This window comes from Streptomyces sp. GL_141 (assembly GCF_057834385.1).
The window spans coordinates 6112894-6134530 of record NZ_CM174402.1; the positions used below are offsets into that span (position 1 = coordinate 6112894).

Genomic DNA, 21637 nt, shown 5'->3' on the forward strand with positions numbered 1-21637 from the left:
GTCCCGGCGATGACTCTCACCCTGCTGACGGGATTCGCAGGACTCTGCCTGATCCTGGCGATCACGCCGGGGCCGGACACGTTCCTGATCCTCAGGTACAGCCTCTCCGGAGCCCGCTACGGCGTCGCTGCCGCGTTCGGATCGGGAATCGGCTCGCTGTTCTGGGCCGCGATCGTGGCGCTCGGCCTGGGCGCCGTTCTCGAAAGGTCGGCAGCCGCCTTCTTCGTGGTCAAGGTGATCGGCGGCCTGTACCTGCTCTACCTCGGAGTCACCGGATTCATCGAGTTCGTCCGCGGCGACGACGTCTCCGCCGCCGCTCCGCCACGAGGCGGCCCGCCGCCTCCACGCGGAACCCGGGCGGCCCTGAACTCCGGACTGTTCTCGTGCATGCTGAATCCGAAGGTGGGGCTGTTCTTCCTCGCCGTCGTACCGCAGTTCCTGCCTGCCGACGCCGTCGGCTTCGGCTCGATCATGGTCCTCGGCATCATCGACGGCGTGGTCGCGGTCGCCTGGCTGGTGCTCCTGGCGAAGGCGGCCGCCAAGGCGGTCGTATGGCTGCAGAAGCCGAAGATCACCCGCACGATGGGGTGGATCAGCTCGGGCATCCTGGCGCTGTTGGGCGTCGGCACCCTGGTGACGGCAGGCATGTGAGCGTCCGCTCCGAGCCGGTCAGGCGGCTCGGGCGGCCCTCGCGGCGCTGCAGGAGTTGCATGGGCCCGGGGCGGGGGCGCGGAAGGCGATCGCTTCGCAGTCCTCGCAGGTCTGGATCGGATGGAGCACCGTGTCCGGGGGCCGGACCCCGAGCGGGCTCCGCGGCAGGCCGGGCGGCCGCAACTCCCTGAGCCGGTACGCCAGCAGCCCCGCGGCCGACCGGATCGGCCCGTCGGGAAGACAGCCCGCCAGGGTGGCACTGACGGCGGCCCGGCTCAGCCCGAGCTCCAGCCAGCCGGTGAGCGCGGGCGCGAGCCGGTGCACGTCCCGCTCCGACAGCATCAGCCGCGGATCGCGCACCCTCAGCCGGGTGAGCAGCTCGGCGGCTTCGCGGTGCCGCTCTGGGAGCGGCCCGGAGGGGGTGTGAGCCCGGCGGGGCTGTGGGGTGCTCGCCTGCTGGGGCGGGGCCTCGGCATCGGTGGCGGGGGCCGCGGCCGGGACGGGCTCGGGGGCGGGGGCCGGGCTGGGGGCGGGGTCGGGATCCGGGTCCGGCTCGGGGTCCGGCTCCGGGTCGGACTCCTCGGCCGGCTCCGGTACCAAGGTCAGGGCGGGCGGCGGGACCTGCTCCCGGACCTGCTGGGGCGGCTGCTGTTCCCACTGGTCGAGCGGGACGTTGTACGACACCGTCTGCGTGACGATGCGTCCCGAGGGGAGCCGCACCCGGGTCCTGGCCAGGTAGCCGGTGGCTTCGAGCTCGCGCAGAGCGGCGGCGATGCGGGTTCCCCCCTCGGGGAAATGCCTCTGCAAGGCCCTGATGGACACATCCGTACCGTTGGGAAGGGACTGGATGTACGTGGAGAGGCCGATCGCCGACATGCTCAACTCGCGGTGCTGGGCGAGCTCGTTGGTGATCTTTACGTAGCGCTCGGACCGGGGTTGCTTCTTCTGCATGATGCCGGTCTGGTTGCCGTACGGAGCGCGCGACGGCGCGCTAAGCTGCTGAACAGCCACTGGAAGCTCCTAACTTCCTGAGCGGTGAGGCCCTCGGCCGGGATGCCAGTCCCGTCGGGGGCCGTTCGCGTATCTGGAGTTGTCGGGGCTGAGCCTGCACCACGGATTGGCATATGCGCCAGCCGAGTTGGGTGCATTCACCCGACCGAGTGAGCTCGCGCGGGGTTTGGTGGGGTTGGGTTATTTCCCTAGGTTCTTTAAGGGGTTACGTTCCGAGTCGCCGACACACCACCCACCGGATCCCGGAAACCCGAACCCGGTGAATCAGGTCCCGGCGGGCCAATTTCCGCCCACACCGTTTTCAACGGAACCGGCCCCACGGACACACCCCACCGGTCCGCCAGTGCCGCGACGAGTGCAAGCCCCCGACCGGACTCCGAGTCGGGCGCGGGGAGTTCGACGGTGGGCGGCGGTCCGCACTCGGCCCGGGTGTCGCTCACCTCGATACGGAGCGTGGCCCCGGACGCGGTCAGCGCGAGCCGGAACCTCCTTCCCGGGACCCGGCCGTGCGTGACGGCATTGGCGGCGAGCTCGGCGACGACCTGGGCCGCGTCGGGGAACGGTAGCCCCCAGTCCGCGAGTTGCGCGGCGGCGAGCTGTCGCGCGGAGCGGGCGCCGTGCGGGGTGGCGGGGAGCGTGGCGACGAAGGCGATTTCCTGATTCACGTGACTGAGCGTGGCGAGCCGTGCGTAACCTGAACAGGGAAGTGGCCGTCGTGTACAGCGGCTGTCCCGGGGTGTCCGACCCTGTCCCGCCTGTCCCCTGGGGGTGGTTGTGAGCGCAGACAGCACCGATGAGTCGAGCGAATCCAGTTGGGAACTCGACCCGGAGGACGAAGCGGGTGCGGTAATCGCCGCCGTGGGCCGCCAACTGAAAATGTGGCGGGAAGCGGCCGGTCTCGACCGAACGCAATTCGGTTCACGGATGGGATACGGGCCGAATCTCATCTACAAGATCGAACGAGGCAAGCGAATTCCGCGCCCGGAGTACTTGGACAAGGCGGACGAGATCCTCGGCGCGAGCGGCAAGATCGCCGCGATGAAGACCGATGTGGAGCGAGCCCGCTACCCGAAGAAGGTCCGGGACCTGGCGAAGCTGGAGTCCGACGCGGTGGAGATCGGTGCCTACGACAACATCGTCGTGCCGGGTCTGTTGCAGACCGAGGAGTACGCCCGTGCGCTGTATGCCCTCCGGCGGCCGGCCTACGGGGAAGAGCATGTTGAGCGGCTCGTCTCGGCCAGGCTGGCGCGGCAGGGTGTAATCCGCCAGCATCCGGCACCGCTGCTGACCGTGGTGCAGGAGGAGGCCGTGCTTCGGCGGCCGGTCGGGGGCAACCTGGTGATGCGTCGGCAACTTGAGTACCTGCTTGAGGTCGGCAAGCTGCGGCACGTAGAGATCCAAATCATGCCTACCGCCGTCGAGGACCATGCAGGCCTCGCCGGATCGCTCAAGCTCATTCGACTGAAGGACGGAACGACGGTCGGGCACAACGAGGTTCAGCTGGTCAGCCGCGTGATCACCGAGCCGAAAGAGGTTCAGATCCTGGATATGCGCTATGGGATGATCCGAGCGCAGGCTCTCACACCACGTGAGTCGCGGACTTTCATCGAGAAGGTACTAGGGGAGACATGACAGCCTCCAGCAGCCCGACCTGGGTCAAGAGCAGCTACAGCGCCAGCGACAGCAACGATTGCGTCGAAGTCGCCTGGGTCAAGAGCAGCTACAGCACCAACGACGGACCGGACTGCGTCGAGATCGCCATGCTCCCCGAGTCCATCCTCATCCGGGACTCCAAGGACATCGCCCGCGCTCCCCTCGCAGTGGCCCCCGCCACCTGGGCCGGGTTCGTGCGGTACGCGGCCGCCTGAGCACGGCTCAGTCGTCCTCGCTGAGCCCGCGCCGCCAGTAGCCGCAGAAGGTGACGGCCTCGCGGTCGAGCCCCCGTTCCCCGACGAGGTGGCGCCGGAGCGCGCGGACGGTGGCGGATTCGCCGGCGATCCACGCGTACGGGCCGCCCGGGTACGGGGGTTCGTACGCGCGGACCTCCTCCAGGACCCGGTCCGGGTCCGGGTCCCCGACGACCCAGGTGACCTCGGCGTCCGCCGCAGTCGGCAGCGCGATCCGGTCCTCGGCGGTCGGGGCCTCGATCCAGGCCCTGGCCCTCGTACCCTCCGGCAGCCGTTCCAGGATCGCCGCCAGCGCGGGCAGGGCCGTGCCGTCCGCGAAGAGGAGCACTCCGCCCGCGTCCGGCGGGAGGCGGAACATCACGCCCGCGTTGTCCGCGAGGGCCGGGCCCTGGACCGTGATCCGGTCCCCGGGCGCGGCGCCGAGCGCCCAGCGGGTGGCCGGGCCGACGGCGCCCTCGTGGAGGGCGAAGTCGATGTCGATCTCGTCCGGGGTACGGCGCTGCGCGCGGACCGTGTAGGAGCGCCGGACCGCGCGTTCGTCCTCGGGCAGGGCCCGCCAGGCGGCGAACCAGTTCTCGCCCTCCTCGACGGGGACCACGGGCACGCTCTGGTGCGGGTGCGGCAGGAAGAGGGAGAGGCTCTGGTCGAAGCCGCCGGACTCGAACCTCTTCAGGCTCTCGCCGCCGAAGGTGATCCGGAGCATGGACGGGCTGATCCGCTGCGTCCGCAGGACCCGTAGGGCGAAGAACGGGAAGGGGTCGGTGGCCATGGAGGCTGCCTCTCGGTCCGGGCGGTCCACGGGGGTGCGCCGACCTCCCCGCATCCTGCCCGAAACCTTTGCCCGCGCGAACCAGGCGCCCCGCCCGGCCTGCCCGCGGAACCGTACTTTAGTACGGGCGGGATCCTCCCCCGGGGCGACGGCCGGGCACGCGTGGGCTTCGTAGCGTGAGGAAGACCCCGTCCCCCGCCCGCTCCAGGAGCACCCTTGCACTCCCCGTTCCCCCCGGCCCCCGGCGCGCCCAGCGCCCCCGCGCCCGCCCCCACCACCCGGCGACGCATAGCCGCGCTCGACGCCCTCCGGGGCTTCGCGCTCTGCGGCATCCTGCTGGTGAACATCCCGCAGATCACCGGCATGATCGGCTACCGGGTCCCGGGGGAGCTGCTGCCCGCCCGCGAGGTGCTGGACCTGACCGTCCAGCACCGGTTCTTCCCGCTCTTCTCCTTCCTCTTCGGGCTGAGCTTCGTCCTCTTCTACGAGAGCGCCACCGCGAAGACCGCGAGCCCCCGCCTGGTGCTGCTGCGCCGGCTGATCGCCCTCGCGGTGCTCGGCGCCGGGCACCAACTGCTGCATCCCGGGGAGGCGCTGACCCCGTACGCGATCTTCGGGCTGCTCGTGCTGCTGCCCTCCACCTGGCTGCCGCGCTGGGCCGTCCTCGTCGCAGGTCTGCTCGCCACGGGTGCCGGGGTCACCCTGGCGGGCGGCGGGCTGGCCGTCATCCCCGGGCTCTTCCTGCTCGGGTCCGCGACCGCCCGGTACGGCGTCGCCGACACCCTGGAGGGCCGCGGCCGGCAGATCGCGGTGCTCTTCGCGGTGTCCGCGCCCGCCGCCGTCGCCGCCACGCTCTGGCAGCACGACACCTGGCTCGACAGCGTGGCCACCCGCTCCGCCTCGATCGCCGGCCTGCTGGCCGCGACCGCCTACGTCTGCGGCTTCCTGCTCCTGCTGCGCAGCCCGCTCGGCCGGGCCGTGGAGTCCGTGTTCGCACCGCTCGGACGGCTCGCGCTGACGAACTACGTCGGGGCCACCCTGATCGTCGTCGCCCTCTCCCCGGTGCTCGGGCTGGACGAGTCCAAGCGCTGGACCGCCGCCCTGCTGCTGGCCGCCGCGATCCTGGTCCTTCAGGTGATCGTCGGCCGGGTGTGGCTGAAGAGCTTCCGCTACGGGCCGCTGGAGTGGGCCTGGCGCTGCGTGACCTGGTGGGAGTTCGTCCCGATCCGCCGCTCCGACGTGGGCGCGGGCGGTGCGCACCGGGCCACCGCGGGGCGGGTCAGCGGGGCGTGACCAGACCGTTGGCCCAGGCCCAGGAGGCGATCTCGACGCGGTTGCGCAGCCCGAGCTTGGCCTGCACCCCCGTCATATGGGTCTTCACGGTCGACAGGGTGATCCACAGCTCGTCCGCGATCTCCTGATTGGTGTGCCCGCGCGCGACCAGCCGGACCACCTCCACCTCCCGTTCCGAGAGCCTCTCCCGGCCCGGTCCCGATGCGGGGCCGGGCCGTCCGGCGAGGGGGCTGCCGTCCTGGGCGCCCAGGTGCTCCAGCAGCCGCAGCGTCACCGAGGGCGAGACCAGCGCGTCGCCCCGGGCCGCCGAACGGACGGCTTCGAGGAGCAGCTCGGGCCCGGCGTTCTTCAGCAGGAAGCCGACGGCGCCGGCGCGCAGGGCCCCGTAGAGGTAGTCGTCCTGGTCGAAGGTGGTGACGATGACGACCTTGAGCGGGTCGGCGATCCCCGGTCCGGCGAGGGCGCGGGTCACGTCGAGGCCGTCGAGCTTGGGCATCCGGACGTCGACCAGGCAGACGTCGGGCCGCAGCCGCCGGGCCAGCTCCACGCAGGAGGCGCCGTCCGCGGCCTCGCCGACGACCTCCAGGTCGGGCTGGGCGTCGAGCATCAGCCGGAAGCCGAGCCGCACCATGTCCTGGTCGTCCGCGATCACCACACGGATGGGCCGCGCGACCGGGAGGGACGGGGCGGCCGGGGGAGGAGCACTGCTCATGCGGCCATTCTCGCGCAGGGCTCAGCTCCGGCCCCGGACCGGCAGGGTGGCCGTGAGCCGCCAGCCGCCCGTGGGCGGCGGTCCGGCGTACAGGGTGCCGCCGACGGCTTCGACCCGCTCGCGCAGGCCGATCAGACCGAAGCCGCCCCGGCGGCCGATGAGCGGCGGACGGGCGGAGGCGCCGGAGCCGGGACCGGGACCGTTGGAGACGGTCACGCGCAGAGCCCCTGGGGCCGCGCCGGCTGTCCCCTCCTCCGCATCGACCTCGACCTCGACCTCGACTTCGACCTCGACGGTCGCGGCGTCCGGTGCGTGCCGTCCTACGTTGGTCAACGACTCCTGCACCACCCGGTGCACCGTGGTCTCCACCTCGGGGTCCAGCACGGCGGCGCGGGCCCGCGCCGAGACGGTCAGCCGGGCCACCGGACCGTGGCCGTCCCGGCCGGACCGGGCGACCAACAGGGCCAGTTCCGCGAGCAGATCACCCGGCCGGACGGTCGCGGCCCCGTCCTCGCGCAGGACCCGTACCAGGCGGTGCATCGAATCGAGGGTCTCGTTCCCGGCGGTCTCGATGGAACGCAGCAGCGGGTCGAGCTGCTCCGGGGAGCTCTCCCGGATGATCCGGGCCGCCTGGGCCTGGACGACCATGCCGGTGACGTGGTGGGCGACGAAGTCGTGCAGATCGCGGGCGAGCTGGAGCCGTTCCCGTTCGCGCACCTCGACCACGGCCCAGGTGCGCCGTTCGTCCAGGGTGCGCAGGTACCAGCCGAGCCCGGCGGCTCCGCCGGCCGCGAGGGTGAGCAGGAAGGCGAGCGAGGTGCGATCGGAGGCGTGGCCCATGCGCAGCGGAGCGGTCGCGACCGCCGCGGCCAGCAGCAGGCAGAGCCCGAGGGCCAGTGGCCCGGCCCGGCCGCGGCGGGCCGTCCGGGTCAGCAGGGTCAGGAGTACGAGGACTTCGCCCATCCCGAAGCCCACGGTCCCGCCGCGCAGCGCGAGGAAGAGGGTGGTGGCCCCGGAGAGCAACACGGCCGCGGCGGCCCGCCCTTCGACGGGTACGCGCCTGCCGCGCGGGGCGGGCAGCAGGGCCACGAGGGCCACGGCCGCGCCGGTGGCCAGCAGCAGCGGGACGCCGTAGGGGCGGGCGGTGAGCAGGTCGAGGAGCCAGAGGGGGAGGAAAGCGGCACCGGTGAGCAGCACCGCGCGGTGGCGCCCGAGCTGCCCGAGCCGCCCGGCCGGGTGAGGTCCAACCGGTCCGCTTCCTCCCCGTTCCCGTTCACCTGTCGCTTCCATGGGCCGAACGTACCGGCCGCGGCCGCTCGTGCGGTTCAGGCAGTCCGGGGAGGGCGCCAGCGGCACCGGCGGCCGGTGCTATCGGGTCTCATGGCCGAATCCCGCGGGCGAGGAGCGAATCGGACAGGTGACTTCGGACTTCTGGCCGGGGTTCTTCCACGGGCCGTACAGGGTGACGCGGATGTCGTGGACGTTGCCCTGGCCGCGGATGGTGTCGCAGTGGATGACGGCGCGGTGCTGGTTGACCATTTTCGTTCCGGAGACCCTTGGCCCGAGGACGGGGGTGCAAGTGGAGACGGTATGACCCCGACCCCATTTGAGACTGCGTGCGTGCGAGCACGTCGACTGGGTGGCGGCAGATGCCTCGCCGGGCCGAGCCATCACGGAAAGCCCCGCCACGACGGAGGCCAGGGCGAGAGCGGACGCTGCCCTCTTGACGGTGGTGATCACGGGTACTCCCTTGGTGGAGGAAAACGTGTCGGCCTGAACCGGTGCAACTGCCGCCCCACGCATCCCGTAACGGCCATCCGCCAAGTGTCCGGAGTCGGTCAGCCCGCGTTCCCCGCAGTGGCCACGGCCTCCGCGACCGTCCGGGCCATCGGCGTCGTGGGGCGGCCGATCAGGCGGGAGAGGTCGCCGGAGGTGCCGGCCAGGCGGCCGCGCTCGATGGCGAGGTCCACGTCGACCAGGATCCCGGCGAACTGCGCGGGGACTCCCGCCCCGGTGAGGACGGCGTGGTGGGCCTCGGGGGTCACGGCGTTGTACGCGATCTCCCGCCCGGTGGCCTCCGCCACGGCCGCCGCGTACTCCGCGAAGGACCACGCCACGTCCCCGCTCAGCTCGTAGGCCCGGCCGAGGTGGCCCTCCCCGGTCAGTACGGCCGCGGCCGCCGCCGCGTAGTCGGCCCGCGCCGCCGAGGCGACCCGGCCCTCGCCCGCGTTGGAGAGGACGGCCCCGTGCGCGAGCACCGGCGCCAGGTTGCCGGTGTGGTTCTCCGTGTACCAGCCGTTGCGCAGGAAGGTGTAGGGAAGGCCCGAGGCGAGGATCAGGTCCTCCGTCGCCCGGTGCTCGGCGGCCAGCTCGAAGTCCGCCTCGGGGCCGCCCAGGATCCCGGTGTACGCGAACTGCGCCACCCCGGCCTCCTTCGCCGCGTCGATCGCGGCGGAGTGCTGCGCCACCCGCTGTCCGACCTCGCTGCCGGAGATCATCAGGACGCGGTCACCGGAGCGGAAGGCCCCGGCGAGCGTCTCGGGCACGTTGTAGTCGGCGATGCGCAGCTCGATGCCCCGGGCGGCGAGCGGGGCGGCCTTCTCCTTGTCGCGGACGACGGCGGCGATCTCCCCGGCGGGGACGCCCCGGTCGAGCAGCTCGTCGATGACGAGACGGCCGAGGGCTCCGGTGGCTCCGGTGACGACGATGCTCATGGCGGGTTCACTCCTGGTGCGGTCCTTGCTCCCCGTTTCCGGGCTGTGCACTCACCGTACGGCGGGCACTAACCAAACGACAGTACCCACTTTGAAGTAAGGTACTGGCATGGAAGTAAGTGAGATGCGCGAGAAGTGGACCCGGGCCGAGGCCATGTGTCCGCACCGGCTCGTCCTGGAGCACGTCACCAGCCGCTGGGGCGTCCTCGTCCTGGACGCCCTGCTCGACCGCTCGTACCGCTTCAGCGAACTGCGCCGGCACGTCGGAACGGTCGCCAAGGTCAGCGAGAAGATGCTGACGCAGACCCTCCAGACCCTGGAGCGCGACGGCTTCGTGCACCGCGACGCCAAGCCCGTCATTCCGCCCCGCGTCGACTACTCGCTCACCCCGATGGGCCGCGAGGCCGCCGAGCGGGTCCGGGCCCTCGCCCACTGGACGGACCTGCGCATCGACGACGTGGAGAAGGCCCGCGCGGCCTACGACGAGGCGAAGCTGCGGGCGGCGGACCAGGGGCTTTCGTAGCGGGGCCTCAGGCCCCGATGCGCACCAGCGCGAGCGTGATGTTGTCGGGGCCTCCGGCCTCGATGGCGGCCTTCCACAGCTCGAACGCGGCCTTGCCGTCGTCGTGCGCCCGCAGCACCTCGTCGATGGCCTCGTCGGGCACCGGGTCGGTCAGCCCGTCGGTGCACACCAGGTAGCGGTCACCGGTGGACAGCGGGAAGGACGCCACGTGCGGGGTGAGGACGTGCTCGGCGCGGCTCCCGCCGAGGGTCTGCGTCACGGCCGAGGTGGTGCGCTGCCCCGGCGGAAGCGGCGGACTGTCGTCCACGCTGACCTGGCGCAGCCCGTCATCGGTCACCCGGTACACCTTGCTGTCGCCGACGTTGAACGACAGCAGCGACTCCGGCATGACCAGGGTGCCGGCGACCGTGGTCCCCATCGCGGTCAGCTCGGGACGGCCGTCGGTGGCGGAGTGCACGGCGCGGTTGCAGAGGTTCAGCGCGTCCTCGACCGCCTCGGCGCCGTCGAGCGTGGGGCCGAGCATGGCGAGTTCCCGGACGACCAGCTCGCTGGCGATCTCGCCGGCCGGCTGCCCGCCGAGCCCGTCGGCGACCGCGACCACGAGCGGTCTGCCGAGGGGGAACAGGAGCGTCTGGGGGCTGCGGGTCGTGGTCCCGCACAACGTCCACGGCCCGATGACCAGGCTGTCCTCGTTGTGCTCGCGGACCAGCCCGACATGGCTCAGGGCGGTCACGGCTATGTACGCCACCACGAGCTCCCGCCTCTCCTCAACGGCAGACGCGTCCGTTCCTCGTCGCCCCCATTGTCCCGCCGCCGGGCGCGGGGCGCGTGTCCGCGGCCCCGGAGGTCAGCGGCTCCGGAGGTCAGTACTGCGTCCGCGTGGCCGCGAAAGGGCCGGTCGCGGGGGCCACGCACTTGTCCATCGTGGCGATCTCCTCGCCGCCGACCGTCCCCTCCAGGCACAGTCGTCCGCCCTTCTCGCGCAGGTCGAGGAAGAAGTGCGTGGTCACACCGGACTGCTTGAGGTCGTGGATGCGGGCGTCGGGGTAGCCGAGGTCGTTGAGGACCACCTTGACCTTGGCGGGGTTGGGGTCCACCAGGTTCCAGAGGGCCTCGGCGATGCGCTGCTCGTGGTGGTTGGCCGCGCACCAGTCGCGCGTGTCCAGCTCCACTTCCGGGCCCGCCGTGGGCGAGATCGGCACGACGCCCGTGTCCACCACCTCCGCGCCGGGCGGCGGCGCCTGCGGAGTCGGCGGCCCCGCCTGCCGGGTGCCCGGAGCCGGGCAGGTCCGCGCGATGTACTCCTGGATCTGCGCGAGGGCCGGAGAGGACAGGCTTCCCGCGGTTTCCGCGGACGCGGCGGACGCGGCGGCCGCGGTGGGTGCCGCGGGCGCAGCCGGCTCGCCGCCTCCGCCGGTCGCCTTCGCGGTGCCGCACGCGCCGAGCGCCAGCACGGCGAGGGCCGACAGGGCGACGGTGAGCGGCGGACGGCGCGCGGATCGGGCGAACGCGCTGGTGGAGCCGGGGTTTCGGGTCATGCGGACAGTCTCCGATCACGCCGCGGCCCGCGCGTGAGTACGCGTACTCACCCGGGCGGGGGGTAGTTGCTCAAGATCCACCCGACTCCCCGCCGCCCGACTCCCCGCCGCCCGCCTCCGCCCCGCCCCGCAGGTCCCGCGCGTACGCCAGGAACGCCGCCAGGCCCACCTCGAAGGCGGCCTCCGCGCGCCCGGGACCCTGGGCGGCCAGGGCCCGGGCGAGCAGCGGGGTGCCCGGGGTCGGCTCCCACATGGCATCCGGGGCGGCGAGGTCCAGCGCCGAGCCCAGGACCAGGTTCTCCAGGCCCGTGAGCAGCGGCATCACCTGTTCCGCGGTGAAGCCGGCCCGCAGCAGGAGGGCCACCGCCCGTTCGTACTGCGCGAGCACCGCGGGCGCCCGTACCGGGGTGGTCATCAGCAGCGGGATGGCTCGCGGGTAGGCGGCGAAGGCGGCCCGGTACGAGCGGGCCCAGGCCTCCAGCGCCCGGTCCCAGGGCTCCGGCGCGGACAGCGTGCCGCCGTCGATCGCCGCGCACACCCGCTCCCGGATCAGCTCGATGACCCCCGCCCGGCCGTCCACGTGGTGATACAGCGACCCGGTTTGCACCCCGAGCGCCCGGGCGATCTGCGGGACGCTGAACTCGCCCTGCTCGGCCAGCAGTTGCAGGGCCGCAGTGCCGATCCGCTCCCGGTCGAGCAGTGGGGTGCGTGGCCGCGCCATCGTATTTCTCCCGCCGTCAGGTCTTCCCGTACGCCAAAACCGGAGGCTACATTGCCGCAAACCGAAAGCCTTTAGGTTTTTGGCTTCCCGCCGCCTGCCGTTCGCAGAAGGGTGCTCCCGCATGCCCGAAACGCCCGAGCCGCCGAGATCCGCCACCGGTCCCGCAACCGGTCCCGCCACCGCAGGCGGAACCGGTACCGACCTGCGCCGCGGCGCGCTCGGTACCGCCGACATCTCCTTCTTCGTCGTCTCCGCCGCCGCCCCGCTCACCGTCATGGCCGGCGTCGCCCCCGTCGCGATCCTGCTCGGCGGCATCGGCGCCCCCGCCGGCTACCTCCTCGCGGGCCTCACCCTCGCGGTCTTCGCCGTCGGCTTCACCACCATGAGCCGCCACGTCCGCAGCGGCGGCGCCTTCTACGCCTACATCGCCCGCGGCCTCGGCAAGCGCGTCGGCATCGGCGCCGCCCTGCTCGCCCTCATCGGCTACAACGGCATGGAGATCGGCGTCTACGGGCTCCTCGGCACCACCACCGCCGACACCGGGCACGCACTCGCCGGCCTCGACATCCCCTGGCTGCCCGTCTCCCTCGCCGGCCTCCTCCTCGTCTGGTACGGCGGCTTCCGCTCCATCGACTTCGGCGCCAAACTGCTCGGCATCCTGCTCGTCGCCGAGACCGGGATACTCGTCCTGCTCGCGGGCGGCGTCCTCATCGAGGGCGGCGCCCACGGACTTTCGGCCGGCTCCTTCGCCCCCGGCGCGGTGCTCGTCCCCGGCACCGCGGCCGTCCTGGCCTTCGCCTTCGCCGCGTTCACCGGCTTCGAGTCCACCGTCATCTACCGCCGCGAGGCCCGCGACCCCGACCGGACCATCCCGCGCGCCACCTACATCGCGGTCGCCTTCCTCGGCCTCTTCTACGCCTTCATCGTCTGGACCGTCATCCAGGCCTTCGGCTCCGAGGAAGTCCTCGCCGCCGCCACCGAGGACCCCGCCGGCCTCTTCTTCACCGCCATCACCACCTACGTGGGCCCCTGGGCGGCCGACCTGATGCACGTCTTCATCGTCACCAGCGTCATCGCCTCCCTCCTCGCCTTCCACAACGCCATCAACCGGTACGCCCTCGCCCTCGCCGAGGAAGGCGTCCTGCCCGCCGCCCTCGGCCGGATCCACCCGCGCCACGGTTCCCCGTACGTCGCCGGCGCGGCGCAGACCGCCCTCGGCGCCGTCATCGTCCTCGGTTTCGCCCTCGCCGGAGCCGACCCGTACCAGCAGCTCCTGCTCTGGGTGAACACCCCGGGCATGATCGGCCTCATGGCCCTGATGCTGCTCGCCGCGATCGCCGTACCCGTCTACTTCCGCCGCGTCCGGCACGACGAGGGGCCCTGGCGGACCCTGATCGCGCCCGTCGCCGCCGCCGTGCTGCTGGCCGTCGCGATCTGCCTGGTCGTCTCCAAGGTGGCCCTCTTCACCATGGCCTCCACCACCGTCAACACCCTCCTCGTGGCCCTCGTCCCCGCCGTCTTCCTCGCCGGGCTCGCCCTCGCCCAGCGCCTGAAGACCCGCCGCCCCGAGGTCTACGCCCGGTTCGCGGAGGAGCCGGCCGGGTCAGCGGCACCCGTAGTACCCGCGGCCGCGCACGGGGAGCCCGCGGCGCCCGTAGCGTCCGCATAGCCCGCAGCACCCGTACTTGCCCGACCCGCCCGACCCGCCCGACCCGCCCGACCCGCCCGCACCCCCGCAAGGAGCAGAGCCGTGCCCGCTGCCGACACCGTCCTCACCGGAGCCCGCGTCCGCACCCTCGACCCCGCCCGCCCCGAGGCCCGCGCGGTGGCCGTCCTCGGCGGCGAGATCGTCGCCGTCGGGGACGAGGCCGACGTCCGCGCGTGGCGCGGACCCCGCACCGAGACCGTCGACCTCGGCGGCGCCACCCTCGTCCCCGGCCTCACCGACGCCCACAGCCACCCCGTCTGGGGCATCGAGATGGCGACCGGTACGGACCTCTCCGCCGTCACCGACCTCGACCAGCTCCGCGCAGCGCTCCGCACCGCCGGCCGGGGTCCCGGCGGCTGGGTCACCGGCTTCGGCCTCGACCACAACGCCTTCGGCGGCCGCCCCGTCGACAAGGCCCTGATCGAGGAGGCCCTCGCCGGAGCCCCCGCCTTCCTGCGCCTCTACGACGGCCACTCCGCGCTCGCCTCCGGCGCGGCGCTGGCCGCCGCCGGGATCACCGGACCGCGCGCCTTCGCCCAGCGCTCCGAGATCGTCTGCGACGCCGACGGGCGGCCCACCGGGCACCTCGTCGAGCACGCCGCGATGGACCTGGTCGGCGCGCTCGCGCCGAAGCCCACGTACACCGAGCGCCGGGAACGCCTCACCGGGCTGCTCTCCGACATGGCAGCCACCGGGCTGACCGGCGCACACGTCATGGACCTCGGCGACGGGGACGTACCCGCCCTGCTCGCGACCGCCGAGTACGAGGGCGACCTCCCGCTGCGGCTGAACCTCTCGCCCTGGTGCATGCCCGGGGCCACCGGCGAGGACCTGGACGAGCTGATCGAGCTCCAGCGGCTCATGGGCCGCCACTGGAAGGTCGGCGGGGTGAAGTTCTTCATGGACGGCACCGTCGAGGGCGGCACCGCCTGGCTGGAACACGCCGACTGCCACGGCCGGGGCACCGACGCCTTCTGGCCCGACCCGCAGGCCTACGCCGAGGCGGTACGGGTCCTCGACGCGGCCGGGGTGCGCACCGCGACCCACGCCATCGGCGACGCGGCGGTCCGGCACGTCCTGGACACCGTCGAGTCCCTGGGCCTGCGGGGCCGCATGCGGCACCGGATCGAGCACATCGAGACGGTCCCGGACGGCCAGCTGAAGCGGTTCGCGGAGCTCGGGGTGATCGCCTCGATGCAGCCGCCGCACACCGCGTACACCCGGGCCGACCACAGCGACGAGTGGTCCAAGCGACTGGGGGAGGAGCGGGCCGGCCGCGCCTGGCGCTGCCGGGACCTGCGCGAGGCCGGCGCGGTGCTCGCCCTGGGCTCCGACTGGCCCATCGCCCACTACGACGCCCGCCAGGTCCTGACCACCGCCCGCGACCCGCGCGGCGCGGCCTCGGCCGGTACGGGAGCCTGGACGGGGGCGGCCCTGAGCGGGCTGATGGCCCTGGAGGGCATGACCTCGCACGCCGCGCTGGCGGCGGGGGAGGAAGCGGTGGCGGGGCGGATCGCGGCCGGATTCCGGGCCGACCTGACCGCCTTCGGCCTGGACCCGGTGGAGGCTCCGGCGGACGAGCTGGCCGGGGCGCCGGTCCGGCTCACCGTGTCGGGAGGCCGGATCACCCACAGGGAGGGGTGAGGGGGCGGAGCGGCGCGGGGGCTCAGCGCCGGAAGCGGCCCAGCGCCGGATGGTTCAGCGCCGGATGGTTCAGCACGGCCGCCGCCACCGGGTGGCGGCCGGTCTCCTCGGGCCGGCGCGGCAGCCGGTGCGGGAGCGACCCGTACCAGGCGCGGGAGACGGTGTAGCCGAAGGCCAGGCAGAGCATGCCGCCGACGGCGTCGAGCCAGAAGTGGTTGGCGGTCGACACGATCACGACCAGCGTCGCCGTCGGGTAGAGCAGGCCCAGGATCCGGGCCCAGGGGGCGGAGGCGACCGCGAAGATCGTCAGCCCGCACCAGAGCGACCACCCTATGTGCATGGACGGCATGGCCGCGTACTGGTTCGACATGTGCTTGAGGTTGCCCGAGGCCATGGAGCCCCAGGTGTGGTGGACCAGCACGGTGTCGACGAAGTTCTGCCCGTTCATCAGCCGGGGCGGCGCGAGCGGGTAGAAGTAGTAGCCGACCAGGGCCACGCCCGTGGTGGCGAAGAGGATGAGCCGCGTCGCCGCGTAACGCCCGGGATGAAAGCGGTAGATCCAGACCAGCACGCCGATGGTCATGACGAAGTGGAGCGTGGCGTAGTAGTAGTTCATGCCCACCACGAGCCAGGTCACCGAATTGACGGCGTGGTTGATCTTCTCCTCGACGGCGATGCCGAGCGCCTGCTCCACCTTCCAGATCCAGTCGGCGTTCGCGAGCGCGGCCGCCTTCTGCTCGGGCACGGCGTTGCGGATCAGCGAGTACGTCCAGTAGCTGACCGCGATCAGCAGGATCTCGAACCAGATCCGGGGTCGCCTGGGGACGCGCAGCCTGGAGAGCAGTGCACGCTCGGACGACGCCGGGCGGTCCTGGCTCTCGGTCACGGGGGGTGACGAGACGTCCGTCCGGGTATCCAGTGTCTTCACGCTCGCTTCACCCATAGGAAAAGAGTCTGCCAGATGCGGACTCGCCTTCGATCATCCCTTGGGACGGTCTTGGTCGCAGCCCCTCCGCCTCCGGGACGACCGGAGGCCTTACGTCCCTAGGGGGAACGACAGGGGCGCCCTTCAGGGGCGCGCGGCCCCGCGCCCCTGCTGGGGGCCCGAGGCGGTCGAACCGCGGACGACCAGCTCGGGGAGGAACACGAACTCACTGTGCGGGGCCGGCGTACCGCCGATCTCCTCCAGCAGGGTCCGTACCGCGGCCTGGCCCATGGCCTGCACGGGCTGGCGGATGGTGGTCAGCGGCGGATCCGTGAACGCTATGAGCGGGGAGTCGTCGAAGCCGACCACCGACACGTCCTGCGGGACCTTCAGGCCCTGCTGCCGGGCCGCCCGGATCGCGCCGAGCGCCATCATGTCGCTCGCGCACACCACCGCCGTGCAGCCGCGCGCGATCAGCGCGGCCGCGGCGGCCTGGCCGCCCTCCAGCGTGTAGAGGGAGTGCTGGATCAGCTCCTCGACCTCGTCCTCGCCGAGCCCGAGCCGTTCCTTCATGCCCAGCCGGAAGCCCTCGATCTTGCGGAGCACCGGCACGAACCGCTTGGGTCCCACGGCCAGCCCGATCCGGGTGTGCCCGAGCGCGGTCAGATGGGTCACCGCGAGCTGCATCGCCGCCCGGTCGTCGGGCGAGACGAAGGGGGCCTGCACCTTGTCGGAGAAGCCGTTGATGAGGACGTACGGGACGCCCTGCCCGCGGAGTTGGTCGTAGCGGCCCATGTCGGCCGTGGTGTCCGCGTGCAGCCCGGAGACGAAGATGATCCCGGAGACCCCGCGTTCGACGAGCATCTCCACGAGCTCGTCCTCGGTGGATCCGCCGGGGGTCTGCGTGGCCAGCACCGGGGTGTAGCCCTGCCGGGTCAGCGCCTGGCCGATGACCTGGGCGAGCGCCGGGAAGATGGGGTTGTCGAGCTCGGGGGTTATCAGGCCGACGAGTCCCGCGCTGCGCTGGCGCAGCCGTACGGGGCGTTCGTAGCCGAGCACGTCGAGGGCGGCCAGCACGGATTCACGGGTGCCTGCGGCCACACCGGGCTTGCCGTTGAGCACGCGGCTGACTGTGGCTTCGCTGACCCCCGCCTGGGCTGCGATGTCGGCTAGCCGTGCGGTCACGGGATTGGACTGTACCGGTCGGACGTTCACCATGACCACCACGTGCACGAATCCGGGGGAAGCCGGACGGTACGGCCGTCCGTCTCCACCGGGGCACTGGACAGGACGGGCCGTCCGGGCGAGGGCATTTCGAGCGGGACCGGGCGGGTGTTGAGCGTGCACGCGAAGCCGGGGCGGGTGAAGAGCAGCACCCCCTCGGGCGCGGGCAGCCACTGCATGCCGGTGCCTCCGGCGGAGTCGGCGGTGGCGTCGGCGGAGTCGGTGGAGTCGGTGGAGTCGGCGTCGGCGGAGGAGCCGTCGGCCCCCGCCTCCGGCGCCCCGAGCCCCGGCATCGCGCGGCGCAGTTCCAGGGCGGCGCGGTAGAGCTCCAGGGTCGAGTGCGGGTCGCCGGTCTGTGCGGCCACGCTGAGCCCGCCCCAGCCGGCCGGCTGCGGGAGCCAGCTCCCGGCGGGCCCGAAATCGTACGGGGGCTCCTGCCCGGACCAGGGGATCGGCACCCGGCACCCGTCGCGCAGCCCCTCCTGCCCGGCCGCCTCGGAGGCGGCGCCGGGCGCGGCCCCGGCGGCCGCGACCCCCAGGTCCGGCTCCCGGCGCCCGCGGCGGAACGCCGGGTCCCGGCGGGCGGAGTCCGGGAGGTCGGCCACCTCGGGCAGCCCGAGCTCCTCGCCCTGGTAGACGTACGCCGATCCGGGCAGCGCCAGCATCAGCAGCGCGGCGGCCCGAGCCCGGGCCAGGCTGCCGTAGCGGGTGCGGTGCCGTACGACGTCGTGGTTGGACAGCACCCAGGTCGTCGGGGCGCCGACGGATCCGGTGGCGGCGAGGGACTCGTCGATGACGGTGCGCAGCGCGCCGGTGTCCCACGGGCAGTTCAGGAAGCGGAAATTGAAGGCCTGGTGCAGTTCGTCGGGGCGGACGTACAGCGCGAGCCGCTCGGAGGTGGGCGCCCAGGCCTCGGCGACCCCGATGCGCGGGACCTCGTAGGAGTCGAGCAGCCGCCGCCAGGAGCGGTGGATCGCGTGGACGCCGTCCTGGTCGAAGAAGGGGAGCGGCTCGGTGCCGATCAGGGTGGCCTGCGCGCCGCGGCCGATGTCGGGCAGGCCCGGTGCCTTGATCATGCCGTGGGCCACGTCCACCCGGAACCCGTCGACGCCGAGGTCGAGCCAGAACCGCAGGACGGCCGAGAACTCCTCGGGGACCTCCGGGTTCTCCCAGTTCAGGTCGGGCTGCTCGGGGGCGAAGAGGTGCAGGTACCAGGCGCCGTCCGGGGTCCGGGTCCAGGCGGGGCCGCCGAAGACCGACTCCCAGTCGTTGGGCGGGAGCTCCCCGGAGGGCCCCCGGCCGGGGTGGAAGTGGTAGCGGTCGCGGGCCTCCGGCTCCCCGGCCAGTGCCGCCCGGAACCAGGCGTGCTGCTCGGAGGTGTGGTTCGGGACCACGTCCACGATCACCCGCAGCCCCAGCGCGTGCGCGGCGCGGATGAGGTCGTCGGCGTCGGAGAGGTCGCCGAAGAGGGGGTCGACGGCCCGGTAGTCGGCGACGTCGTAGCCGCCGTCGGCCTGGGGGGAGACGTAGAAGGGGGTCAGCCACACCGCGTCGACTCCGAGCCGGGCCAGGTGGGGCAGGCGCTCGCGGACCCCGCGCAGGTCCCCGATCCCGTCGCCGTCGCTGTCCGCGAAGGAGCGGACGTACACCTGGTAGATGACGGCATCGCGCCACCAGCCGCCGCTCGCGGTGGCGTTGCTGGAAGCGCTTGCAAGCCGGGAGGCGGTCAACTCATGGGTCATATCGGGTCAACGCGCGTACGCACCCCCTGGTTGCGGGCCCGGACAGTCGAAGAGGGTTCGAACTAACAGCAAGCTGCGGCAACCGTACGGACACACGGATGTAACGATCACCTCTTCTTGCAGAAAGTTCCCGCAAGGTCTTTCGGTCGGCTTTCAGGCTTGTTACGTTCTCGGCAACTCGGGACCGCGAGGCGCGGCCGGGATCATCGAAGGAGTTCATATGCGGCGTGGCATAGCGGCCACCGCGCTGGTCGCGGCTCTGGCGCTCGCGGCGACGGCTTGCGGCGGTGACACCAAGGACGGCAGCGGCAACGGCGGCGCCAAGGCCGACGGGGAGCTCTCCGGCACGGTCACGTGGTGGGACACCTCGAACGACGCCGAGAAGGCGTCCTTCCAGAAGCTCGCCGAGGCGTTCACCGCCAAGCACCCCAAGGTGACCGTCAAGTACGTCAACGTCCCGTACGGCGACGCGCAGAACAAGGTCAAGAACGCCTTCAGCAGCGGCTCCGAGGCCCCCGACGTGATCCGCGCCGACGTGGGCTGGGTCGCCGACTTCGCCTCCCTCGGCTACCTCGCCGAGGTCCCGGCCGACACGGCCAAGAAGATCGACACCGAGTTCCTGCCCCAGGCCGCGGCCAGCGGCAAGTACGAGGGCAAGACCTACGGCGTCCCGCAGGTCATCGACACCATGGGCCTCTTCTACAACAAGAAGATGCTCGCCGACGCCGGCGTCGAGCCCCCCAAGACGCTGGAAGAGGTGAAGACCGCCGCCGCGGCCATCAAGGCCAAGACCGGCAAGGCCGGCCTCTACCTGCGCGGCGACGACTCCTACTGGTTCCTCCCCCTCATCTACGGAGAGGGCGGCGACCTCGTCGACGCGAAGACCAAGACGGTCACCGTCGACAACGCCGCGGGCGTCAAGGCCTTCAAGGCCGCCCGCGACCTGGTCACCTCGGGTGCGGCGATCACCAACGCCACCGACGGCTGGACCAACATGCAGACCGCCTTCAAGACGGGCGAGGCCGCGATGATGATCAACGGCCCCTGGGCCGTGGCCGACACCTACGCGGGCGACCAGTTCAAGGACAAGGCCAACCTCGGCATCGCCGCCGTCCCGGCCGGCTCCGTCAAGGCGGGCGCCCCGCAGGGCGGCCACGACCTCGCCGTGTACGCGGGCTCCAAGAACATCGCCGCCGCGAACGCCTTCGTCGACTACATGACCTCGCAGGAGGTGCAGGTCCAGTCCGCCAAGGAGCTGAGCCTGCTCCCGACCCGGACGGCCGCCTACGAGCAGCCCGACGTCAAGTCCAGCGAGATGGTGCAGTTCTTCAAGCCGGCCGTGGACAAGGCCGTCGAGCGCGCCTGGATCCCGGAGAACGGATCCCTCTTCGAGCCGCTCAAGGTCGAATACACCAAGGCGATCACCGGGGCCTCGAGCCCGGAGGACGCGGCCAAGGCGGCCGGCGCCGAATTCCGCAAGATCCTCAAGGGCTGGAAGTAACGAAGAGATGGCTGCTCACACCAGCCAGTCGGTGGCGAAGGCCGCGGGTAGCGAGACCGGTCCTGACGCCGGTCCCGCCGCCCGCGGCCGGAGCCGCAGGACTGACGGCAACGCCGGCGGGAAGAACCGCCCCGGGCTGAAGCGGGCCCTCGCCACCCACTGGTACGCCTGGGCCATGATCACCCCCGTGGTGCTCGTGCTCGGCGTCATCATCGGCTGGCCGCTCGTCCGCGGCGTCTACCTGTCGCTGACCGACGCCACCGAGCGCAACGTCAGCCGGACCATCGGCGTCAACCACATCGAGGCGACGTACCAGTTCGTCGGACTCGACAACTACGCCGACGTCCTCGCCGACCCGGTGTTCCTGCAGCGGCTGGTGTGGACGGTCCTGTGGACCGTCGCCTGCGTCTCGGTCACCTTCGCGCTCGGCCTGGGCCTCGCCACCGTGCTCAACCGCGAGTTCAAGGGACGCGCCGCCTACCGGATGGCACTCATCCTGCCCTGGGCCGTCCCCGGATTCGTCTCCGTCTTCGCCTGGCGGTTCCTCTTCAACCGCGACAACGGCATCCTCAACAAGATCCTCGAAGGCGGCGGCATCTCCGCCGTCCCGTGGCTCGACGACCCGACCTGGGCCAAGATCGCGGTCATCGCCGTCAACGTCTGGCTCGGCGTCCCCTTCATGATGGTCGCCCTGCTCGGCGGCATGCAGTCCATCCCCGGCGAGCTCTACGAAGCGGCCGAGATGGACGGAGCGAGCCCCTGGCAGCGGTTCCGCCACATCACCCTGCCGGGACTGCGGACGGTCAGCATGACCGTGATCCTGCTCTCCACCATCTGGACCTTCAACATGTTCCCGGTGATCTTCCTGCTCACCCGGGGCGGCCCGGGCGACTCCACGGAGATCCTGGTGACCCAGGCCTTCCGCGAGGCGTTCGTGACGAGCCCGCGCGACTTCGCGGTCTCGGCGACCTGGGGCGTACTGATCCTCCTGCTGCTCACGATGTTCGCGCTGGTCTACCGGCGCTCGCTGCGCAAGCAGGGAGAGGTGTGGTGA

At 72.2% G+C, this 21637-nt stretch carries 22 protein-coding genes; 9 read left to right on the top strand and 13 right to left on the bottom strand.

Features of this window, described 5'->3' with window-relative positions:
• The first annotated feature begins 9 nt into the window (after positions 1–9).
• Positions 10–651, top strand: a complete 642-nt coding sequence (locus AC3IX6_RS27090) for a LysE family translocator (RefSeq protein WP_489365414.1) — start codon at positions 10–12, stop codon at positions 649–651.
• A gap of 18 nt (positions 652–669) precedes the next feature.
• Here AC3IX6_RS27090 and AC3IX6_RS27095 read toward each other — a convergent pair whose 3' ends face one another.
• Together AC3IX6_RS27095 and AC3IX6_RS27100 are read right to left on the bottom strand one after the other, a co-directional pair.
• The gene (locus tag AC3IX6_RS27095) at positions 670–1662 is read right to left on the bottom strand and encodes a helix-turn-helix domain-containing protein (protein WP_489365415.1); all 993 of its coding nucleotides are present in this window, start codon (positions 1660–1662) and stop codon (positions 670–672) included.
• A gap of 197 nt (positions 1663–1859) precedes the next feature.
• On the bottom strand, positions 1860–2453 hold the full coding sequence (locus AC3IX6_RS27100) for an ATP-binding protein (protein ID WP_489365417.1): 594 nt from the start codon (positions 2451–2453) through the stop codon (positions 1860–1862).
• Here AC3IX6_RS27100 and AC3IX6_RS27105 point away from each other — a divergent pair.
• Together AC3IX6_RS27105 and AC3IX6_RS27110 are read left to right on the top strand one after the other, a co-directional pair.
• Entirely contained in the window at positions 2437–3294 is an 858-nt protein-coding gene (locus tag AC3IX6_RS27105) for a helix-turn-helix domain-containing protein (RefSeq protein WP_489365419.1), read from the top strand. The two genes, AC3IX6_RS27100 and AC3IX6_RS27105, sit on opposite strands and share 17 nt — an antisense overlap.
• Positions 3291–3530: a DUF397 domain-containing protein gene (locus AC3IX6_RS27110; protein WP_489365421.1), complete on the top strand. Its 240-nt coding sequence runs from the start codon at positions 3291–3293 to the stop codon at positions 3528–3530. The genes AC3IX6_RS27105 and AC3IX6_RS27110 overlap by 4 nt, the downstream gene beginning before the upstream one ends.
• A 7-nt stretch (positions 3531–3537) precedes the next feature.
• Here AC3IX6_RS27110 and AC3IX6_RS27115 read toward each other — a convergent pair whose 3' ends face one another.
• Positions 3538–4338 carry a siderophore-interacting protein gene (locus tag AC3IX6_RS27115; protein WP_489365422.1) on the bottom strand — a complete coding sequence of 267 codons (801 nt, stop codon included), beginning with the start codon at positions 4336–4338 and terminating at the stop codon, positions 3538–3540.
• A 216-nt stretch (positions 4339–4554) separates the two neighbouring features.
• Between AC3IX6_RS27115 and AC3IX6_RS27120 the strand changes: the two genes are divergently transcribed.
• Positions 4555–5631: a DUF418 domain-containing protein gene (locus AC3IX6_RS27120; RefSeq protein ID WP_489365424.1), complete on the top strand. Its 1077-nt coding sequence runs from the start codon at positions 4555–4557 to the stop codon at positions 5629–5631.
• On the opposite strand, the gene AC3IX6_RS27125 is transcribed toward AC3IX6_RS27120, so the two are convergent.
• The 4 genes from AC3IX6_RS27125 to AC3IX6_RS27140 all read right to left on the bottom strand — a co-directional run bounded on the left by AC3IX6_RS27125 (position 5618) and on the right by AC3IX6_RS27140 (position 9057).
• Positions 5618–6343, bottom strand: a complete 726-nt coding sequence (locus AC3IX6_RS27125) for a response regulator (protein WP_489365426.1) — start codon at positions 6341–6343, stop codon at positions 5618–5620. The genes AC3IX6_RS27120 and AC3IX6_RS27125 overlap by 14 nt on opposite strands.
• A 21-nt stretch (positions 6344–6364) precedes the next feature.
• Positions 6365–7633: a sensor histidine kinase gene (locus AC3IX6_RS27130; RefSeq protein WP_489365428.1), complete on the bottom strand. Its 1269-nt coding sequence runs from the start codon at positions 7631–7633 to the stop codon at positions 6365–6367.
• Between the two features lie 78 nt (positions 7634–7711).
• Positions 7712–7882 carry a hypothetical protein gene (locus tag AC3IX6_RS27135; RefSeq protein ID WP_489365429.1) on the bottom strand — a complete coding sequence of 57 codons (171 nt, stop codon included), beginning with the start codon at positions 7880–7882 and terminating at the stop codon, positions 7712–7714.
• Between the two features lie 299 nt (positions 7883–8181).
• A complete protein-coding gene (locus AC3IX6_RS27140; protein WP_489365430.1) occupies positions 8182–9057 on the bottom strand; it encodes an SDR family oxidoreductase in 876 nt (291 codons plus the stop codon).
• Between the two features lie 109 nt (positions 9058–9166).
• On the opposite strand from AC3IX6_RS27140, the gene AC3IX6_RS27145 reads away from it, so the two are divergent.
• Positions 9167–9580, top strand: coding sequence for a winged helix-turn-helix transcriptional regulator (locus AC3IX6_RS27145; RefSeq protein ID WP_489365432.1), 414 nt, complete (start codon positions 9167–9169; stop codon positions 9578–9580).
• A gap of 7 nt (positions 9581–9587) precedes the next feature.
• Here AC3IX6_RS27145 and AC3IX6_RS27150 read toward each other — a convergent pair whose 3' ends face one another.
• From AC3IX6_RS27150 to AC3IX6_RS27160, 3 genes are all read right to left on the bottom strand, one after another.
• On the bottom strand, positions 9588–10328 hold the full coding sequence (locus tag AC3IX6_RS27150) for a PP2C family protein-serine/threonine phosphatase (protein ID WP_489371574.1): 741 nt from the start codon (positions 10326–10328) through the stop codon (positions 9588–9590).
• 115 nt (positions 10329–10443) lie between these two features.
• Positions 10444–11118, bottom strand: coding sequence for a hypothetical protein (locus AC3IX6_RS27155; protein ID WP_489365433.1), 675 nt, complete (start codon positions 11116–11118; stop codon positions 10444–10446).
• Between the two features lie 70 nt (positions 11119–11188).
• Entirely contained in the window at positions 11189–11839 is a 651-nt protein-coding gene (locus AC3IX6_RS27160; RefSeq protein WP_489365435.1) for a TetR/AcrR family transcriptional regulator C-terminal domain-containing protein, read from the bottom strand.
• A gap of 121 nt (positions 11840–11960) precedes the next feature.
• Here AC3IX6_RS27160 and AC3IX6_RS27165 point away from each other — a divergent pair, with 121 nt between their 5' ends.
• Both AC3IX6_RS27165 and AC3IX6_RS27170 read left to right on the top strand, forming a co-directional pair.
• Entirely contained in the window at positions 11961–13508 is a 1548-nt protein-coding gene (locus tag AC3IX6_RS27165; RefSeq protein WP_489365437.1) for an APC family permease, read from the top strand.
• Between the two features lie 81 nt (positions 13509–13589).
• Positions 13590–15191, top strand: coding sequence for an amidohydrolase (locus AC3IX6_RS27170; protein ID WP_489365439.1), 1602 nt, complete (start codon positions 13590–13592; stop codon positions 15189–15191).
• A 22-nt stretch (positions 15192–15213) separates the two neighbouring features.
• Here AC3IX6_RS27170 and AC3IX6_RS27175 read toward each other — a convergent pair whose 3' ends face one another.
• The 3 genes from AC3IX6_RS27175 to AC3IX6_RS27185 form a co-directional block, all read right to left on the bottom strand.
• Complete coding sequence (locus tag AC3IX6_RS27175) at positions 15214–16134, bottom strand: phosphatase PAP2 family protein (RefSeq protein WP_489365441.1); 921 nt, start codon at positions 16132–16134, stop codon at positions 15214–15216.
• Between the two features lie 126 nt (positions 16135–16260).
• Positions 16261–17301, bottom strand: coding sequence for a LacI family DNA-binding transcriptional regulator (locus AC3IX6_RS27180; protein WP_489365443.1), 1041 nt, complete (start codon positions 17299–17301; stop codon positions 16261–16263).
• A gap of 26 nt (positions 17302–17327) precedes the next feature.
• Positions 17328–19082 carry a glycoside hydrolase family 13 protein gene (locus AC3IX6_RS27185; RefSeq protein ID WP_489365444.1) on the bottom strand — a complete coding sequence of 585 codons (1755 nt, stop codon included), beginning with the start codon at positions 19080–19082 and terminating at the stop codon, positions 17328–17330.
• Between the two features lie 220 nt (positions 19083–19302).
• Between AC3IX6_RS27185 and AC3IX6_RS27190 the strand changes: the two genes are divergently transcribed.
• Entirely contained in the window at positions 19303–20583 is a 1281-nt protein-coding gene (locus AC3IX6_RS27190) for an extracellular solute-binding protein (protein WP_489365446.1), read from the top strand.
• Positions 20584–20590: 7 nt separating this feature from the next.
• Positions 20591–21637, top strand: coding sequence for a carbohydrate ABC transporter permease (locus AC3IX6_RS27195; RefSeq protein ID WP_489365447.1), 1047 nt, complete (start codon positions 20591–20593; stop codon positions 21635–21637).

Excerpts from the sequence above, each read along its gene's own strand:
- AC3IX6_RS27090 (WP_489365414.1), top strand. The coding sequence starts at position 10 with ATGACTCTCACCCTGCTGACGGGATTCGCAGGACTCTGCCTGATCCTG.
- AC3IX6_RS27110 (WP_489365421.1), top strand. The coding sequence starts at position 3,291 with ATGACAGCCTCCAGCAGCCCGACCTGGGTCAAGAGCAGCTACAGCGCC.
- AC3IX6_RS27115 (WP_489365422.1), bottom strand. The coding sequence starts at position 4,338 with ATGGCCACCGACCCCTTCCCGTTCTTCGCCCTACGGGTCCTGCGGACG.
- AC3IX6_RS27125 (WP_489365426.1), bottom strand. The coding sequence starts at position 6,343 with ATGAGCAGTGCTCCTCCCCCGGCCGCCCCGTCCCTCCCGGTCGCGCGG.
- AC3IX6_RS27130 (WP_489365428.1), bottom strand. The coding sequence starts at position 7,633 with ATGGAAGCGACAGGTGAACGGGAACGGGGAGGAAGCGGACCGGTTGGA.
- AC3IX6_RS27135 (WP_489365429.1), bottom strand. The coding sequence starts at position 7,882 with ATGGTCAACCAGCACCGCGCCGTCATCCACTGCGACACCATCCGCGGC.
- AC3IX6_RS27140 (WP_489365430.1), bottom strand. The coding sequence starts at position 9,057 with ATGAGCATCGTCGTCACCGGAGCCACCGGAGCCCTCGGCCGTCTCGTC.
- AC3IX6_RS27145 (WP_489365432.1), top strand. The coding sequence starts at position 9,167 with ATGGAAGTAAGTGAGATGCGCGAGAAGTGGACCCGGGCCGAGGCCATG.
- AC3IX6_RS27155 (WP_489365433.1), bottom strand. The coding sequence starts at position 11,118 with ATGACCCGAAACCCCGGCTCCACCAGCGCGTTCGCCCGATCCGCGCGC.
- AC3IX6_RS27160 (WP_489365435.1), bottom strand. The coding sequence starts at position 11,839 with ATGGCGCGGCCACGCACCCCACTGCTCGACCGGGAGCGGATCGGCACT.
- AC3IX6_RS27165 (WP_489365437.1), top strand. The coding sequence starts at position 11,961 with ATGCCCGAAACGCCCGAGCCGCCGAGATCCGCCACCGGTCCCGCAACC.
- AC3IX6_RS27175 (WP_489365441.1), bottom strand. The coding sequence starts at position 16,134 with ATGGGTGAAGCGAGCGTGAAGACACTGGATACCCGGACGGACGTCTCG.
- AC3IX6_RS27185 (WP_489365444.1), bottom strand. The coding sequence starts at position 19,082 with ATGACCCATGAGTTGACCGCCTCCCGGCTTGCAAGCGCTTCCAGCAAC.
- AC3IX6_RS27190 (WP_489365446.1), top strand. The coding sequence starts at position 19,303 with ATGCGGCGTGGCATAGCGGCCACCGCGCTGGTCGCGGCTCTGGCGCTC.
- AC3IX6_RS27195 (WP_489365447.1), top strand. The coding sequence starts at position 20,591 with ATGGCTGCTCACACCAGCCAGTCGGTGGCGAAGGCCGCGGGTAGCGAG.